7 protein-coding genes are annotated in these 16,894 nt (G+C 76.6%); 4 read left to right on the plus strand and 3 right to left on the minus strand.

The window, feature by feature from the left end; genetic code table 11:
• Window positions 1-32: 32 nt before the first annotated feature.
• Both ACQRUO_RS09730 and zapE read right to left on the minus strand, forming a co-directional pair.
• Entirely contained in the window at window positions 33-5,753 is a 5,721-nt protein-coding gene (locus ACQRUO_RS09730; protein ID WP_428315392.1) for a type I polyketide synthase, read from the minus strand.
• Window positions 5,754-5,872: 119 nt separating this feature from the next.
• Entirely contained in the window at window positions 5,873-6,901 is a 1,029-nt protein-coding gene (gene zapE / locus ACQRUO_RS09735) for a cell division protein ZapE (protein ID WP_428315366.1), read from the minus strand.
• Window positions 6,902-7,070: 169 nt separating this feature from the next.
• On the opposite strand from zapE, the gene ACQRUO_RS09740 reads away from it, so the two are divergent.
• Entirely contained in the window at window positions 7,071-7,850 is a 780-nt protein-coding gene (locus ACQRUO_RS09740) for an aminotransferase class IV (protein WP_428315367.1), read from the plus strand.
• Window positions 7,851-7,925: 75 nt separating this feature from the next.
• On the opposite strand, the gene paaK is transcribed toward ACQRUO_RS09740, so the two are convergent.
• The gene (gene paaK / locus ACQRUO_RS09745) at window positions 7,926-9,263 is read right to left on the minus strand and encodes a phenylacetate--CoA ligase PaaK (RefSeq protein WP_428315368.1); all 1,338 of its coding nucleotides are present in this window, start codon (window positions 9,261-9,263) and stop codon (window positions 7,926-7,928) included.
• A 398-nt stretch (window positions 9,264-9,661) separates the two neighbouring features.
• Here paaK and ACQRUO_RS09750 point away from each other — a divergent pair, with 398 nt between their 5' ends.
• From ACQRUO_RS09750 to ACQRUO_RS09760, 3 genes are all read left to right on the plus strand, one after another.
• Window positions 9,662-10,528 carry a DUF4132 domain-containing protein gene (locus ACQRUO_RS09750; RefSeq protein ID WP_428315369.1) on the plus strand — a complete coding sequence of 289 codons (867 nt, stop codon included), beginning with the start codon at window positions 9,662-9,664 and terminating at the stop codon, window positions 10,526-10,528.
• Entirely contained in the window at window positions 10,525-15,549 is a 5,025-nt protein-coding gene (locus ACQRUO_RS09755; protein ID WP_428315370.1) for a DNA-binding protein, read from the plus strand. The genes ACQRUO_RS09750 and ACQRUO_RS09755 overlap by 4 nt, the downstream gene beginning before the upstream one ends.
• Window positions 15,550-15,676: 127 nt before the next feature.
• Window positions 15,677-16,864 (plus strand): ATP-binding protein, encoded by a 1,188-nt coding sequence (locus tag ACQRUO_RS09760; protein WP_428315371.1) that lies wholly within the window; start codon window positions 15,677-15,679, stop codon window positions 16,862-16,864.
• Window positions 16,865-16,894: the final 30 nt, after the last annotated feature.

Below are 16,894 nucleotides of genomic sequence, written 5' to 3' on the forward strand. Positions count from 1 at the left end.
TCACTGCCGGGGGCCGACGGCGTTCCTCCTGCTCAGGCCTTGCCGAACTCCTGCTGGATGAAGGCGAAGATGTCGTCCGCCGAGGCCGAGCCGAGGTCCTCCGCAGCGCCGACCGCGCCACTCCCGACCGCGCCACCGCCCACCGCGCCGCTGCCCGCCGCCGGGCCCGCGCAGAGCTCGGCGAGCGCGCGCAACCGCTCCGCCAGCGTCGCACGGACCTCGGCGTCCGCATCCCCGCCCGCGCCCCCGTCCCCGGCGGCCCCGCCCGCCCCGCCCGCCGTGAAGGCGCGCAGCGTGGCCTCGAAGGCGTCCAGCTCACCGAGCACCGCCGGCGCCGCCTCCTCGACCACCAGCTGCGCCATCAGGTACTCGGTCAGCGCCGCCGGCGTCGGGTGGTCGAAGACCAGCGTGGTGGGCAGGGTGAGCCCGACCGCGGCACCGAGCCGGTTGCGCAGCTGCACCGCGGTGAGCGAGTCGAGGCCCAGGTCGAAGAAGCCGCGGCCCTCCGCCACCGCCGACCCGCCGGCCAGCCCGAGCACCCCTGCCGCCTGACTGCGCACCAGGTCCGCCAGGAACCGCCGCCGTTCGCCCTCCGGCAACGCACCGAGCTGCTGCACCAGCGGCACCTCCGCCGGCCCGGCCGCCCCGGCCGGCCCCGCCGACCCAGCCGTCCGCGGCGCGACCGCCGGCAGCAGGCCGCGGAAGAGCGGCGGCACCGCGCCGCCGGGCGCCTGGGCGCGCAGCGCCGCCAGGTCGACCCGGAACGGCACCAGCACCGCCTCGTCCCGGCCCAGCGCGGTGTCGAAGAGCGCCAGCCCCTCCTCGGTGGTGAGCGCCCGCAGCCCGTCGCGTTCGATCCGGGCCAGGCTCGCCGGGTCCAGGTGGCCGGTCATGCCGCTGGCCTCGGCCCACAGGCCCCAGGCGAGCGAGACGGCCGGCCGGCCCGCGGCCCGGCGGCGCTGCGCCAGCGCGTCCAGCACCGCGTTCGCCGCCGCGTAGTTGCCCTGGCCCGGTGCGCCGAACAGGGCGGCGGCGGAGGAGAAGAGCACGAAGGCGGTGAGCGGCAGGTCGCGGGTCAACTCGTCCAGGTGCAGGGCCGCGTCGGCCTTCGGCCGCAGCACGGTGTCGAACCGTGCCGGGGTGAGCGACTGCACGATCCCGTCGTCGAGCACCGCGGCGGTGTGCACCACCGCGGTGAGCGGGTGCTCGGCCGGCACCGCGGCGAGCAGGGCGGCCAGCGCGGCCCGGTCGGCCACGTCGCAGGCGGCGACCGTCGCGGTGGCGCCCAGCGCGGCCAGCTCCGCGACCAGGTCGGCCGCCCCGCCGCGGCGGCTGACCAGCAGCAGCCGGCGCACCCCGTGCTCGGTGACCAGCCGCCGGGCCACCGCCCGGCCGAGCGTGCCGGTGCCGCCGGTCACCAGCACGGTGCCGGCCGCATCGAAGGCCGGGGCCGGGGCCGCCGCCTCCGCTCGCGCCGCCGCCCGGGCCAGCCGGGGCACCGACAGCTTCCCCGCACGCAGCGCCAGCTGCGCTTCGTCGGCCACCAGTTCGGCCAGCAGTTCGGCCACCGGTGCGGCCGCCGGCGCGGTGCCGAGCGCCGCCGTCGAGGCCGGGGTGCCGTCGGTGTCGAGCAGCACGAAGCGGCCCGGGTTCTCCGACTGGGCGGAACGGACCAGGCCCCAGACGGCGGCCTGGTCGAGCTCCGGCGCCGGGTCGCCGGGAAGCGCGACGGCACCCCGGGTGAGCAGCACCAGCCGACTCGGCGCCGACTGCGGTGCGGCGAGCCAGGCCTGGAGCAGGTCCCGGACGGCGGCGGTGGCCTCGCGGACCGTGCCCGGTTCGACGGCCGCCAGCACCAGCTGTGGCGCCGCCGCACCCGCGGCCAGGTCCGCCGCCAGCTGCTCGAACCCGTCCCAGCGCCGGGCGCCGTCCGGCGCCGGGGTGCCGGCGCCGAGCGCGCCCCAGGTGGTGGGAGCCGCCGCGGCGGTCCGGCCCGCACCGGTGCCGGCCGCCCGCTCCCAGTCCAGGCGGAAGAGCGAGTCGGCCGACCGGGCGCCGGCCGCCAACCGGTCCGCCCGCACCGGGCGCAGCACCAGCGAGGCGACCGCCGCCACCGGCAGGCCCAGCCGGTCGGCGACCTGGAGGCGGACCGTCTCGGGTCCGGCCGGGGCGAGGCTGACCCGCAGGGCGGTGCTGCCGGTGCGGTGCAGGGTGACGCCGTGCCAGGCGAACGGCAGCCGGCCGTGGTCGATGCCGCCGTCCGGGGTGCCGAGGGCGCCGAGCGGGATGGCCTGCAGGGCGGCGTCCAGCAGCGCCGGATGGATGCCGAAGTCGGCGGCGTCGCCGTGCAGGGCTTCCGGCAGTTCGAGCTCGGCGAAGACCTCGTCGCCGCGCCGCCAGGCGGCCCGCAGGCCCTGGAAGGCCGGCCCGTACTCGAAGCCGGCGGCGGCGAACCGCGGGTAGTGGTCGGCGAGGTCGAGCGCGCTCGCCCCGTCCGGCGGCCAACTCCCCAGCGGCGGCACCGCGGTCGGGACGGCCGGGGCGAGCACGCCGGTGGCGTGCCGGGTCCACTCGGCGTCATCGGCGGGGGTCGCCGGCTGGTCCCCGCGGGCGTGCACCTGGAGGTGGCGGCGCCCGGCGGCGTCCGGGGCCCCGACGGTCAGCTGGAGCTGCACCGCGCCCTGTGCGGGCAGCAGCAGGGGGGCCTCCAGCAGCAGTTCGGCGACCTGCGGGCAGTCCAGCGCCCGGCCGGCGTGCAGGGCGAGGTCGAGGAAGGCGGTGCCGGGGAGCAGAGCCTGACCGGCGAGCGCGTGGTCGGCGAGCCAGCCGTGGCCGGCCCGGGAGAGCCGTCCGGTGAACAGGAAGCCGTCCGTCCCGGGCAGGGGCACGGCCGCGCCGAGCAGCGGGTGGTCCGCGCTGCGCAGGCCGAGCGAGCCGGCGTCACCCCGGCCGGTGCGGGGCCGCGGCCACAGGTGGACCCGCTGGAAGGGGTAGCAGGGCAGCTCCACCGGCTGCGCCGGGCGGTCGCCGAGCAGCTCGGTCCAGGCCGGCGCCAGGCCGTGCACCCAGGCCTGGGCGAGCGAGCCGAGCAGCTGCCGCGGGCCGCCGGCCGAGCGGCGCAGCGACTCACCGAGGAAGACCTGGCCGCCCGCCGCCTCGCAGGTCTCGCGCAGGCCGACCTGGAGCACCGGGTGCGGGCTGATCTCCAGGAAGTGCACGAACCCGGCGGCTACCAGCGCCCGGGTGGCCGGTTCGAACCGCACGGTCTCGCGCATGTTCCGGTACCAGTACTCGCCGTCCAGCCGGTCGCCGGCCAGCAGTTCGCCGGTGACGGTGGAGTAGAACGGCACGGGCGCGGCCGTCGGCGCGAGGTCGGCGAAGGCGGCCAGCATCCGCTCGCGCACCTCGGCCATCCGCGGGGTGTGCCCGGGGGTGTCCACGCCGGGGATCCGCCGGCACCAGATCCCGTCGTCCTGCAGCGCCCGGTGCAGTTCCGCCAGCGCCTCGGCGTCGCCCGCCACCACGGCCGAGCGGGGGCCGTTGACCGCGGAGACCGCCAGGACCTCGGCCCACGGTGCCACCCGCTGCTCGACCTCGGCGGCCGGCAGCGCGACCGAGAGCATGCCGCTGGTGCCGGAGAGTTCGAGCTGCGCCCGGCTGCGCAGCGCCACGATCCGGGCCCCGTCGGCGAGCGTCAGCGCGCCGGCCACCACGGCCGCGGCGATCTCGCCCTGGCTGTGCCCGACCACCGCGGCGGGCCGCACCCCGCAGGCCTGCCAGAGGTCGGCCAGGCCCAACATGACGGCGAACAGCGCGGGCTGGAGCACGTCCACCCGGTCCAGCGCGGGGGTGCCCGGCGCACCGCGCAGCACCTCGGTGACCGAGAAGTCGAGGTAGGGCGCGAGCGCCTGCTCGCAGGCCGCCACCCGGGCGGCGAACACCGGTGAGCCGTCCAGGAGTTCGAGCGCCATGCCGGTCCACTGCGAGCCTTGCCCGGGGAAGACGAAGACCGGCCGCGGCTCGGCGGCGAGCACGCTTCCGGTGACCACGGCCTCGCTCGGCCGGTCCGCGGCCAGCGCGTCCAGCTCGGCGAGCAGCGCCGGGCGGTCGGCGCCGAGCAGCACGGCCCGGTGCTCGAAGGCGGCCCGGGCGCGCGGCAGTTCGGCGGCCAGGTCGCGCGGGTCCAGCCCGGGGTCGTCGGCCAGGCGCTCGCGCAGCTGGGCGGCCCGGGCCCGCAGGGCGGCGGGCGAGCGGCCGGAGAGCAGCAGCGGTACGAGGGGCAGTTCGAGCCCGGGCGGCACCGACGCGGGCACCGGCGGCACCGACACAGACACCGGCGACACCGCCGCGGGTGCCGGTGCGTCCAGGGGCGCGGCCACCGGTGCGGCGGCGGGGGCCTGCTCCAGGATCGCGTGCGCGTTGGTGCCGCTGATCCCGAAGGAGGAGACCGCGGCGCGGCGCGGCCGGCCGGTCTCGGGCCACGGTCTGGCCTCGTCGAGCAGCCGGACCGCGCCGGTGGACCAATCGACGTGCGGGGTCGGCTCGGCGCAGTGCAGCGATTTGGGCAGGATGCCGTGCCGCATCGCCAGCACCATCTTGATCACCCCGCCGACGCCGGCGGCGGCCTGGCTGTGGCCGATGTTGGACTTCAGCGAGCCGAGCCAGAGGTACTGGTCGGCGGCCCGCTCCTGCCCGTAGGTGGCGAGCAGCGACTGCGCCTCGATCGGGTCGCCCAGCGAGGTGCCGGTGCCGTGCGCCTCGACCGCGTCGATCTCGTCGGAGCGCAGCCGGGCGTTGGCCAGCGCGGCCCGGATCACCCGCTGCTGGGAGGGGCCGTTGGGCGCTGTCAGGCCGTTGGAGGCACCGTCCTGGTTGACCGCCGAGCCGCGCAGCACCGCCAGCACCGGGTGCCCGTGGGCCTGCGCGTCGGAGAGCCGCTCCAGCAGCAGCATGCCCACGCCCTCGCCCCAGCCGGTGCCGTCGGCGGCGGCGGCGAAGGCCTTGCAGCGGCCGTCGGGGGCCAGCGAGCGCTGCCGGCTGAACTCGACGAAGGAGGCCGGGGTGGACATCACGGTGGCGCCGCCGGCCAGCGCCAGGGTGCACTCGCCGCGGCGCAGCGCCTCGGCGGCCAGGTGCAGGGTGACCAGCGAGGAGGAGCAGGCGGTGTCCACGGTCAGCGCCGGGCCCTCGAAGCCGAAGGTGTAGGCGATCCGGCCGGAGGCGATGCTGCCGGCGCTGCCGTTGATGACGTAGCCGGCGAGCTCCTCCTGACCCTCCAGCAGGCCCGCGTAGTCGTGGTACATCACCGAGGCGAAGACGCCGGTGCGGCTGCCGCGCAGCGTGGTCGCGTCGATGCCGGCGCGCTCGACCGCCTCCCAGGCGGTCTCCATCAGCAGTCGCTGCTGCGGGTCCATCGCGAAGGCCTCGCGCCGGTTGATCCCGAAGAACTCGGCGTCGAAGTGGGTGACCCCGCGCAGGAAGCCGCCCTCGCGGACGTAGGCGGTGCCGGGGTGGTCCGGGTCGGGGTGGTAGAGGCCCTCGGTGTCCCAGCCGCGGTCCTGCGGGAACGGGGAGATCGCGTCGGTGCCGTCGGCGACCAGCTGCCACAGCTGCTCGGGCGAGGCGACCCCACCGGGATAGCGGCAGCTCATCCCGATGATCGCGATCGGCTCGTGGGCGGCGTCCTCGGCCTCCTGCACCTGCTGCCGGACGCTGCGCAGTTCGGCCGTCGCACGCTTGAGGTAGTCGCGCAGCTTCTCTTCAGCCGCCATCGCGGGTTGCTCCTTCTACGGGAACGGAAGTGGGCACGGCGAACCGGCGGCCGGCCGGTCGCGGTCCGGTCGCCGTGCCGAGGGGGGTCGGCGGCGCCGGGTCAGCCGGCGGAGCCGGGCAGCAGCCGCAGGCGGCTGGCCGTCCGGTTGACGTCGATCGGCAGGGCCTCGCCCTGCAGGCACTCGGCGAGCGGGGCGTCGCCGGCCAGGTAGAGCCGCGCGTCGCGGTCGCAGAGCACGTCGACCAGGTTGGCGAAGCGCTGCGCGGCGTCGCGGTGGCCGGCGGTCAGCCGGGGCAGGCCGGCCAGCACCCAGGTGTCGAAGCGGTCGGCCAGGCCCAGGTAGTCGATGGTGGAGGTGCGTTCCTCGCACAGGTCGGCGAAGTCGAACCAGACCAGCCGGTCGCGGATCGCCCGGGCGCCGACGTAGCGGCCGCCGAGGTCGACCTTCTGCCGCTCGCCGTCGGTCGGCGGCTCCAGCCCGGCGTCGCGCAGTTGCTGCTCGGTGCCCGGGCTCAGGTAGCGCCCGCGCTCGAACTCCGAGCGCGGTGCGGCGGTGCCCTGCGCCCGGTAGTCCTGCGGGCCGGCCACCTCCAGCACGTCGAGCGAGGCCTGCAGCAGCTTGATGGTCGGCTCGAACATGTGGTGGTAGAGCGGGTTCGGCAGCAGGCCGGCCGGCGGGTAGTTCGAGGTGGTGACCAGGGTGACCTTCTGGTCGACGAGCGAGGTGATGACCCGGCCCATCATCATGGCGTCGCCCGGGTCGTGCACGTGGAACTCGTCGAAGAACAGCACCCGGCAGTCGCTGAGCAGTTCGGCCACCGCGCGGTCGCAGGCGTTGCGGTCCTTGCGGTACTTGGCGTAGACCGCGTGGAACTCCCGGAAGAACTCGTGGAAGTGCACCCGGCGCTTCTGCTTCACCGCCAGCGCCTCGAAGAAGACCCCGGTCAGCCAGCTCTTGCCCCGCCCCACCGGCCCCCAGACGTAGAGCCCGCGGGCCGGCTTGCCGCCGAACAGGCGCCGCCGCGCCGTGAGCTCCTCGCTCAGCCGGATGAGCCGGGCCGCTGCCGCGCGCTGCGAGTCGTCGAGGACGAACCCCGCCGCCGCGGCGGCGCGCTCGAACTGGTCCATCACCTGTCTGCATCCCCCGTTCGGACCGGACGCCCGCGCCGGAGTCGCTCCTCCGGCCGGGCACCGCGATCGTGTCAGCTACCCCGTGCGCTGCGCCCACGCCTCCACCGCGCCGGTCGTGAGGATCCCCACGACCGCCACGACCGCCGCGGGTGGAACACTGAGCGGCATGGAAGACCTTGACGGAGCACAGCCGGGCCTGGACGAGGTCACGGCGCTCGCCCTGACCGGCTACGGCCATTTCACCACCATGCGGGTAGAGAACGGCTCGGTTCGTGGACTGACCCGGCACCTCGCCCGGCTGGAGCGCGACTGCCGCACGGTCTTCGGCGCCGCACTGGACCTGGACCTGGTCCGCCGGGAGCTGCGGCGGGCCGCGGCCGGCTCCAGCGGGACCGTGGTGGTCCGGGTGACCGTCTTCGACCCGGACTTGAGCCTGGCCCATCCGGCCGGGGAGGCCCGGCCGCAGCTGCTGGTCACCACCCGCCCGGCCCCGCCGGTCCCGCAGGGCCCGTTCCGGGTGCAGCCGGTGCGCCACCTGCGCCAGGTCCCCCGGGTGAAGCACACCGGCCTGTTCGACGGCCTGTACCTGCGCCGGGCGGCCCAACTCGCCGGCTACGACGACGTGCTGTTCACCCCCGACGGCCGCGAGGTCGCCGAGGGGGCCACCTGGAACGTGGGCTTCTTCGACGGCCGGCAGGTCCTCTGGCCGCAGGCCGAACAGCTGCCCGGCATCACCATGGCACTGCTCGCCGAGGCCCCCGGCCACCTGACCCGCCCGGTACTGCTCGACGAACTGCCCACGATGCAGGCCGCGTTCGCCACCAACGCGGCGGTCGGGGTGCGCCCGATCGCCGCCGTCGGCGCGGTGGAGTTCCCGGCCGAACACCCGGTCCTGGACCGGCTGCGCGCCCAGTACGCCGCGATCACCCCGGAACCGGTGGGCTGACCACGGTGGCCCGCCGGCTGCCCCGAACGGGCAGCCGGGCTGACGTCGGCGCCGGACCACCACGCGCCGCTACCCCTACCGCTCGCGCAGGTCCCGGACCCGCCGGATCTTGCCGACCGAGCGCTCCAGGGTCTCCGGCTCGACCACCGCCACCTCCACGCTCACCCCGATGCCGTCCTTGACCCCCTGGGCGATCGCCCGGGCCGCGGCCTCGCGCTGCCCGGGGCCGGCGGTGGCGCGCGCCTCGACCTGCACGGTCAGGTGGTCGAGCCGGCCGCGGGTGGTCAGCCGGAGCTGGAAGTGCGGGGCCACCCCGGGGGTGCGGAGCACGATCTCCTCGATCTGGCTGGGGAAGAGGTTGACCCCGCGCAGGATGATCATGTCGTCGCAGCGCCCGGTGATCTTCTCGATCCGGCGGAAGACGGGCCGGGCGGTGCCGGGCAGCAGCCGGGTCAGGTCCCGGGTGCGGTAGCGGATGACCGGCAGCGCCTCCTTGGTCAGCGAGGTGAGCACCAGCTCGCCCTGCTCGCCGTCGGGCAGCACCTGGTCGGTGAGCGGGTCGACCACCTCGGGGTAGAAGTGGTCCTCCCAGACGTGCAGGCCGTCCTTGGTCTCCACGCACTCCTGGGCGACCCCCGGGCCGATCACCTCGGACAGGCCGTATATGTCGACGGCGTGGATGTCCATCCGCTCCTCGATCTCGCGGCGCATCTCCTCCGTCCACGGCTCGGCCCCGAAGATGCCCACCCGCAGCGAGGTGCCGCGCGGGTCGACGCCCTGGCGCTCGAACTCGTCCAGCAGGGTGAGCAGGTAGGACGGGGTGACCATGATGACCTCGGGCTCGAAGTCCTGGATCAGCTGCACCTGGCGGGCCGTCATGCCGCCCGAGGCGGGGATCACCACGCACCCGGCCCGCTCGGCGCCGTAGTGGGCGCCGAGGCCGCCGGTGAACAGCCCGTACCCGTAGCTGACGTGCACCTTCTGCCCGGCGCGCCCGCCGGCGGCCCGGATCGAGCGGGCCATCACGTCCGCCCACGTGTCCAGGTCGCGCTCGGTGTAGCCGACCACCACCGGGCGGCCGGTGGTCCCGCTGGAGGCGTGCAGCCGGCGGACCCGGTCCATCGGGACGGCGAACATGCCGAAGGGGTAGGTGTCGCGCAGGTCCGCCTTGGTGGTGCAGGGGAACCTCGCCAGGTCCGCCAGGCTGCGGCAGTCGGCGGGGGTGACCCCGGCCGCGTCGAACTTCCGCCGGTACAGCTCCACGTGCTGGTAGGCGTGGCGCAGCGTGGCCTGCAACCGGGCCAGTTGCAGCTCCTGCAGCTCCGCCCGGGAGAGCCGCTCCCCCGCGTCGAGCAGCTCGGCGGGCAACGGCTCGCCCAGGCGCTGCGGCCGACTGCCGGAGGTCTGCATCATGCGGTCCACCACCCTGGATCCGGACTGGTACCGACCGAACATTCGGTCTGCACGCGGCAAGGTCCAGTAATCCAGCATCCCCACCCCAAGTCAAGGCCCCGGCCCGCGCCACGCGGAGCACCGCCCGCGCGCCCGCTCCTTGACGCGCCCAGCCGCGCCGCCCGCCCCACGCCTGTGATCTCCGCCATACGCCGCCCCCGCCCCCGCCTGGTGCGTACAGCGAGCACCCCCGCCCCGCCGCCCGGTCCGACCCCAGGTCGCAGCGGGTCACCACGGCTGGGCCGTCCGTTGTCCGTGCCGGGCGCTAGCTTTCCCACCATCACCGCGAGCGGGGTGTCCGGACCCCCGATCTGCCGCGGGGTTTCTGACGACGTGTCTAGCACGAGGTGGGGCCGGAAATGGGTTGGCTGGCGGCGGGCGACGGGTACGAGGTCGCCCTGGTGGAGGGGCGGGTGACGGCGCGGTCCACGCGCGGTCGCGGCGGCGGCAGGGTTCTGAAGTCGGTGCCCAAGGCGGTCCGGGAGCACCCCGAGACGGAGCGGCTGCGGCGGTTCGCGAGCTGGCTGGAGGGCCACGCCGCGTCCTGCCGGGCGCAGGTGGACGCCTGGATGGTGTCCTCGCTGCCGGTGCCGACCGGGCTGCTGGCCCGGGTCTGGCCGGACGAGGCGTGGCAGGCGGCGCTGCGCGACCTGGCGGTGGTCGGCGAGGGGGCCGAGGAGGTCGGGTTCCTGCGGGACGCGACCCCCGACGGCGAACTGCGCCTGGTCGACCTGGACGGCGAGACGGTGCGGATCTCCCCCGCCACGGTCACCCTGCCGCACCCGGTGCTGCTCGAGGACCTGGACGAGCTGCGGGAGTTCGCCGCCGAGCTGGGGGTGGTCCAGGGGGTGGACCAGATCCACCGGGCGACCTGGCACAAGCCCGCCGAGCTGCCCGAGAAGGCCACCGAGGTACGGGAGTTCGCCGGTGGCCGGTTCGCCTCGCGGTTCGGCCTGGCCGCCCGGGCGAGTTCGCTCGGCTACCGGGTCTCCGGCGGCTACGCGACCGGTCGGGTGCGCGACGCCGGGCGGACCCTGGAACCCGCGGTGTGGATCGGCGAGCCGTACTACGACGGCGTCGCGGAGACCGGCGCGCTCTGCTGGCGGGACGCCGACGGCCGGCTGCTGACGCTGCGCGAGGTCGGTCCGGTCGCCTGGTCGGAGGGGATGCGGATGGCCGCGGCGCTGTACGCGGGCCGCACGGTCGAGGAGGGCAAGGGCGCATGAGCACGCGCAGCGAGCAGGAACAGCAGGGGGACACCATGATGACCGAGGAGCAGGCCGCGGAACTGCTGCGGGCCGGGGCGGTCCTGCCGCCGGGCACCCGCGGCGCCGGCGAGCGCGCCGTGCCGCTGACCACCCGCGGCTACCGCCACCCGGGCCTGGACGGGCGGGTCGTGGTCCGCCTGGTGCCGGGCGAGCTGGGTGCGGCCGAGGACCTGGTCGCGGGCTTCCTCGGGCTGGAGCCGGACGGCGAGCCGGTGACGGTCGGGCTCGGCCTGCGCCAGGCGCTGGGCTTCCCCGAGTGGGTGCTGGCGCACCACCCGGCGGACGGCCACCACGCACTGGCCGTGGTCCCCGAGCTGGAGCGGATCGCCCGGCAGGCCACCGCCAAGCCGAAGAACGCCCTGGAGGCCTACCAGGCCCTCGGCGAGCGGCTGGCCGCGGCCGTGCCGCACTTCCTGCCGACCTTCTACGAGCAGGCCGCCCGGGTCTTCCTCGGCGTCGAGAACGCCTCCTACGCCGCCCAGTTGTTCGCCCGGGCCCGCAAGGCGGAGGCCCAGCACGGCCTGGCGGTGGACGAGCAGCGCCTGGACGCGGTCTTCCTGGAGTTCGCGCTGGCCGGCGCACTGCCCGTCAAGGTGCTCTCCGGGTACGCCAAGGAGCTGAGCACCCGGGTGCCGGCCGCCGAGGCCTTCGACCGGTTCCGCCGGCTCTGCGTGCGCCGCACCGCCGGTGGCCTGGAGCCGTCCGCGGTGATGGCCACCGACCTGCGCCGGCTGGCCCGGGCCGCCGGCGCCGACCCGCTGACCGCCGAGGGCGACTACCTGGCCGAGCTGCTCGACCTGCCCGCCACGCTGCGCGCCGGCGCCGGCTGGTGGCAGCGCCACCGCGAGGCGCTCGTCGACCTGGCCCGGCGCGAGGAGGCCGTGCGCGGCCGGCTGCTCGACCTGATGCCGACCACCGGCGACGAGGCGGCGCCGGCACTCTGGCTGGCCGTCCTCACCGAGGCCGGCGCCACCGCGGGCCTGCACGACGACGCGCTGCCCGCGGCGCAGCGCCCGGCCGACGGCACCGCCGGCTGGTTCACCCGCTTCCTGACCTGGCGCGGCACCCGCCACTGGCGCGGACAGCCGCGGATCGCCGCGCTCTACCCGCTGGTCGAGCACCTGGCGGAGCGGCTGCGCAGCGAGCACACGGCGGCCGGCAGCGCCGTGCCGGTCCCCGAGAGCGACGTCGACCTGCTGGACCAGCTGCTCGCCCTCGGGGTGCCGGTGGCCGACCCGGGCGAGCACGCCGCGCTGCACCTGGACGGCTGGGCGCAGCACCACCAGCAGCCCGGCCGGTCCGCCGACCAGCGCGCCACGCACCAGGCCACCCCGCAGGCCGACCAGCGCCCCGACCCGCAGCGCGACCTGCTGGCGCTGGCCGCCGATCCCCGCTTCCACACCGCCTTCCGGCTCGGCGCCGACCGGCTCGGCAACAACGACTCCGGCCGGCACGCCTTCGCGGTGCTGATCGACTCGCCCGGCGGCCGGCCGCTGCTCGCCGCCTGGATGGCCGCGGTCGCCCGGGCCTCCGGCGCGGCCGGTCTGCCCGAGCTGAGCAACGCCTACCAGCGGCTGTCCTGGCTGCCCGGCGAGGTGCTGGCGCTGGCCGAGGAGGAGGTGCGGGCGGTCGCCGGCACCGACCTGTCCGGCCTGCTGGCCCGCGCCCTGCGCGCCGGTCTGCTGGACGAACTGGGCTGGCCCGCCTGGGATCGGGCCGCCGCCGAGCTGGTCGCACCCAAGGACATCGAGCAGATCGTGGTCGCCGACGCCTGGCCGCACCTGATCGCGGCCGGTGCCGGCCAGGCCCGGGTGCTGGACGCCGAGGGCACCGTGCTCAGCCACGACCTGCGGATCCCGGCCGGCGACCCGACCGAGCACGGCTTCCACTACGTGGACGGCTCGCTGCTGGTCCAGTGGCGCTCACGGGCCAACAGCAGCCGCCACCTCGGCTACTGGCACACCAAGGCCGACCAGGTCTTCACCATGCCGGAGGCCACCTCCTGCCGCGGCAAGCGCACCTACTGGCTGGGTGCGCTGAACAGCCACGGCCTGCCGCTGCCGAGCGGCGGCCGCACCGGCGGCCACGGCGTCGTGCACGCGGGCGACACCGCGCTGCCCGCCGAGCGCGAGGTGATCGGCGACGGGCGCGGGTACTGGGTGCGGCTGCTCGTCGAGGGCGCCGAGCGGCCCGAGTGGCACGACTACGACCCGGCCACCGACACCGTCGGCCGCCCCTGCGCACCGGCCTTCCTGGCCGACGCGCTGCGCACCGCCCCGGCGGGCAGCGTGCTGGAGGACGGCTGGGTCCGCCCGGCCCCGGACCCGCTGCCGGCCACCGCCGGGGAGCCGGTCGGCGGGGTGCTCGGCTGGCGGCTGCTCCACCTGCCGGACGGCTCGCACCGCGGCGAGGACCAGGCCGGACGCAGCGTCACCGTGCCCGCCCGCCGCGGCAAGCCGCTGCACCTGCTGGAGTTCCCCGGCGCCGCCCGGCCGCAGGCCGTGGTCTGGGACGGCAGCTACAGCATCCGGCTGGTCGACCAGGACGGCGTCACCACCGCCACCGCCCGCACCGACAACACGCCCGGCACCTTCGCCGAGGGCACCCCGATCCTGCCGCCGCTGCGCTACTGGCACTACCTGCGCCCGCGCGACCCGCAGGGCTCGGCCGCGCTGCGCGGGCTGACCGAGGAGACGGCCGCCGCCCTGCTCAAGGCGGCCGCCGCGGTCCACCCCGACCACCCGGAGCAGCTGACGGCCGCGGTCGCGGCGCTGCTGCCGCAGGTCACCGACCCGGCGCTGCTCGCCGGCATCGCCGGGGTGATCCGCTTCGCGACCGGACCGCAGCAGCAACTGGACGCCGTGGTCGAGCGGTTGGAGCGGGTGCTGGCCGGCACCGAGGAGCCGGCCGCGGAGGTGCCCGGCCCCGGGGACGAGGAGCTCGGTTGGGCGCTCTGCGGGCTCGGCGCGGTCGAGCGCTGGTGGGGCAGCGGGCAGCAGACCCGGCACGCCGCGGAGCAGCTCTGGTTCCTGGCCCGCGCCGCGCACCCCGACACCGCGGCCGCGGCGCCGGGGACCGTGCACCTGGACGCCGTCGAGGCGCCGGTCCGCCGGCTGGACTGGACGGCGGTGCCGGAGCTGGCCGACGCGGTCGCGCTGCGCGCGGTCGCGGCGACCAGCACGCCTGTGGACCGGGTCGCGCTGCGCGGCCTGTTCGAGGCGCTGGCCCGGATCGGCCTGACCACCGCCGCGGGCACCGCCCGCTGGCGCACCGTCCGGCTGCGGCTGCCGGCCGCCCACACCCCCGCCCGCACCGGCAACCGCCGGCAGCGCAACGAACACCGGCTGCTGGCGCTGGGCGACGGCGCGTTCCTGCTCTTCGTCGGCGACACCGCGCAGGACGACGGCGGCCTGGTGTCCAGCGCGCTCTTCCACGACCCGGCCGAGCGGTTCACCGTGCCCGCGCCCTACACCCTGCTCGGCTCGACCGCGCCGCAGCGCACGCTGCCGGACGACCGGGCGGCCGCGCTGCTGGCCTGCGCGGCCGAGCGCGAACCGGCCCCCTGGTTCCCGGCCGCGGCCGCCCGGTTCGCCGACCTCACCGGCGTCACCGCCACCATGGCCACGCTGCTGCTGGCCGGCCTGCCGCGGATCGAGGACTGGCAGCGCAACTTCCTGCCCGCCGAGACCCGGGCGCTGCTCGGGCTGAAGGTCGCGGACGCGGCCGCGGCCCGGGAGGAGCTGCGCCGCCTCGACACCACCACCTGCCGACGGTTCTTCGCCGCGCTGGTGCCCGCCGACCCGGCCCGGCTGTGGGACGAGGGGCCGGACGTCGAGGCGGCGGCGCTGCTCTGGAACGAGCTGGTGGGCCGGCGGGTCGCCGTCCCGGAGGACCTGCTGACGGAGGCGAACAAGACCCTGCGCACCGACTGGCCGACCCGGCAGGCGCTGGAGGCGGTGCTGGCGCCCGGCTCGTCCGCGGTGCTCACCGAGGACCTGGCCTGGCGGATCAAGGCCGACCGGGCCGCCCCGGTCGACGACAAGCGCACCGGCTTCACCGCGGCCACCCTGGTCGCGGCGATCACGACCGCCGGCTGGCTGGCCCACCGGCTGCCCGCCGGACACCCGCTGCGGGCCGCCCTGCCGGCGGCACTGGCCGCGGTCCGGGCCCGGCTGGCCAACCCCGAGCTGCTGCTCGACCTGAACCGCTACGTCAGCCTGTCCGGCTTCCGCAAGATCGCGGGCACGCCGACCGAGACCGGCGAGGGCTACGAGCGGTACGGCGCGGTGCTGCTGGCCACCCACGACGACCAGCCCGCCCCGGCGCTGCGCACCGCGCTGCTGGACGCGGCCGGCGAGGACCCGTACCTGCCGGTGCTGCGGGCCGACGCCGAGCCGTTCCCGGCCGAGACCGCGCTCAAGGCGGCCCGCTCGGCGGCCTTCGAGGCGCTGCTCGCCGACCCCGGCGACCCGGTGGCCGGCGAGCGCGGCCCGGACGGCACCTGGTGGCCGCAGGACCCGTCGCGCTCGGTGCCCGAGCTGGTCGGGGCCGTCGCCGAACGGCACGGGCTCGGTGCGGACGCCGCCGCGCTCTACCTGATGCTGCTGGCCATGCCCGACCCGACCGACCGCACCACCGCCCGCTGGACCGGCTGGCGACCGGCCCGGCTCAAGGCCGCCCGGGCCGAACTCGCGGCCACCGACCTGGTGGTGCAGGCCACCCGCAGCCGGGCCGGACGCACCCTGTTCCTGCCCGGCGGCTGGACCGAGGAGCGCAGCCCGCGGCTGCCGCTGGAGACCTGGAAGCTCCCGCTGCTGCGGGGTGACGGTCTGCCGGGTGGCGGCCTGCCCGGCGCGCAGGTGCCCGTGGAGCCGGCCGCGGCGCTCTACCGGCGGGCCTGGCAGCGGCTGCTGGACGGCGACCTGCCGCGCTTCGAGGAGCTGAAGGCGCCCAAGGCCCGCCGCGGCCGCCGTCGCTGACGGTCCGACCGGGTGGGGTGCCGTCGCCCGACCGCACCCCACCCGGGCGGCGCTGCCCGCTTCCCCTTGTCGACTTCGCCCTTCGATATCGACTTTTCGACTTTTCGACCCCAGAGGACGTGACCCCATGACCCCGACGACCGCCCGCACCGCGACCGCCCCCGAGGAGGGCGCGCCGGCCCGGCAGGTGCTGCCCGCCGAACAGCGGTACGCGACCGAGCTCGCCTTCCTCGCCGCCCACGACGAGGGCCCCCGCCCGCCCGGCTGGGCGCTCACCCCGAGTGCGGTGGTGACCTTCGTGTGCGGCAGCGGCGGCGATGCCCTGACCCTGCCGCCCAAGCGCCGCAAGGACGGCGCGCTGCCGGCCAAGCTGGTGATCGCCCGGAAGTTCGTCGGCGAGCGGGCACTGGTGGAGCGCTGCGTGGTCACCCTGGCCGGTGAGCGCGGGCTGCTGCTGGTCGGCGAGCCCGGCACCGCCAAGTCGATGCTCTCCGAGCTGCTGTCGGCCGCGGTCAGCGGGAGCAGCGAACTCACCGTGCAGGGCACCGCCGGCACGACCGAGGACGCCTTCCGCTACGGCTGGAACTACGCACTGCTGCTCGCCCAGGGCCCCACCCCGCAGGCCCTGGTCGCCTCGCCGGTGCTGACCGCGATGCGCAGCGGCAAGGTCGCCCGGATCGAGGAGGTGACCCGCTGCCTGCCGGAGGTGCAGGACGCCCTGGTGTCGATCCTCTCCGACCGCCGGGTGAGCGTCCCGGAGCTGGCCGGCACCCCGGACGCCACCATCGCCGCGGTGGCCGGCTTCACCGTGATCGCCACCGCGAACCTGCGCGACCGCGGCGTCTCGGAGATGTCCGCGGCGCTCAAGCGGCGGTTCAACTTCGAGACCGTGCACCCGATCGCCGACGCGGCCGCGGAGACCGAACTGGTCCGTACCCAGGCCACCGCCGCCGTGCAGCGGGCCGGCGCCGCCTTCGGCGTCGACGACGCGGTGCTGGACGTGCTGGTCACCGTCTTCCGCGACCTGCGCACCGGCCGTTCCACCGAGGGCTGGGACGTGGAGCGCCCCGGTACCGTGCTCTCCACCGCCGAGGCCGTCCAGGTGGCCGCCTCGCTCGGCCTGGCCCGGGCCTACCTGCCGGGCGGCGACGTCCTCGACCTGGTCCCCGGTCACCTGCTGGGCGCCGTCCGCAAGGACGACCCGGCCGACCACGGCCGGCTGCTCGGCTACTGGGACGGCCCGGTGCGGCGGCGCGCCGAGGACGGCTCCGCGCTCTGGCGCCGCCTCTGGGACCTGCGGGAGGACCTGCGGTGACCGACTCCCGTTCCCCGGCCGACCTGGCCG

The organism is Kitasatospora sp. LaBMicrA B282 (assembly GCF_050325825.1).
Taxonomy (GTDB): Bacteria; Actinomycetota; Actinomycetes; order Streptomycetales; family Streptomycetaceae; genus Kitasatospora.

What these genes read in the sequence shown, in the direction of transcription:
- zapE (WP_428315366.1), bottom strand. Translation starts at nt 6,901, where the DNA reads ATGGACCAGTTCGAGCGCGCCGCCGCGGCGGCGGGGTTCGTCCTCGAC.
- ACQRUO_RS09740 (WP_428315367.1), top strand. Translation starts at nt 7,071, where the DNA reads ATGGAAGACCTTGACGGAGCACAGCCGGGCCTGGACGAGGTCACGGCG.
- paaK (WP_428315368.1), bottom strand. Translation starts at nt 9,263, where the DNA reads ATGATGCAGACCTCCGGCAGTCGGCCGCAGCGCCTGGGCGAGCCGTTG.
- ACQRUO_RS09750 (WP_428315369.1), top strand. Translation starts at nt 9,662, where the DNA reads ATGGGTTGGCTGGCGGCGGGCGACGGGTACGAGGTCGCCCTGGTGGAG.
- ACQRUO_RS09755 (WP_428315370.1), top strand. Translation starts at nt 10,525, where the DNA reads ATGAGCACGCGCAGCGAGCAGGAACAGCAGGGGGACACCATGATGACC.
- ACQRUO_RS09760 (WP_428315371.1), top strand. Translation starts at nt 15,677, where the DNA reads ATGACCCCGACGACCGCCCGCACCGCGACCGCCCCCGAGGAGGGCGCG.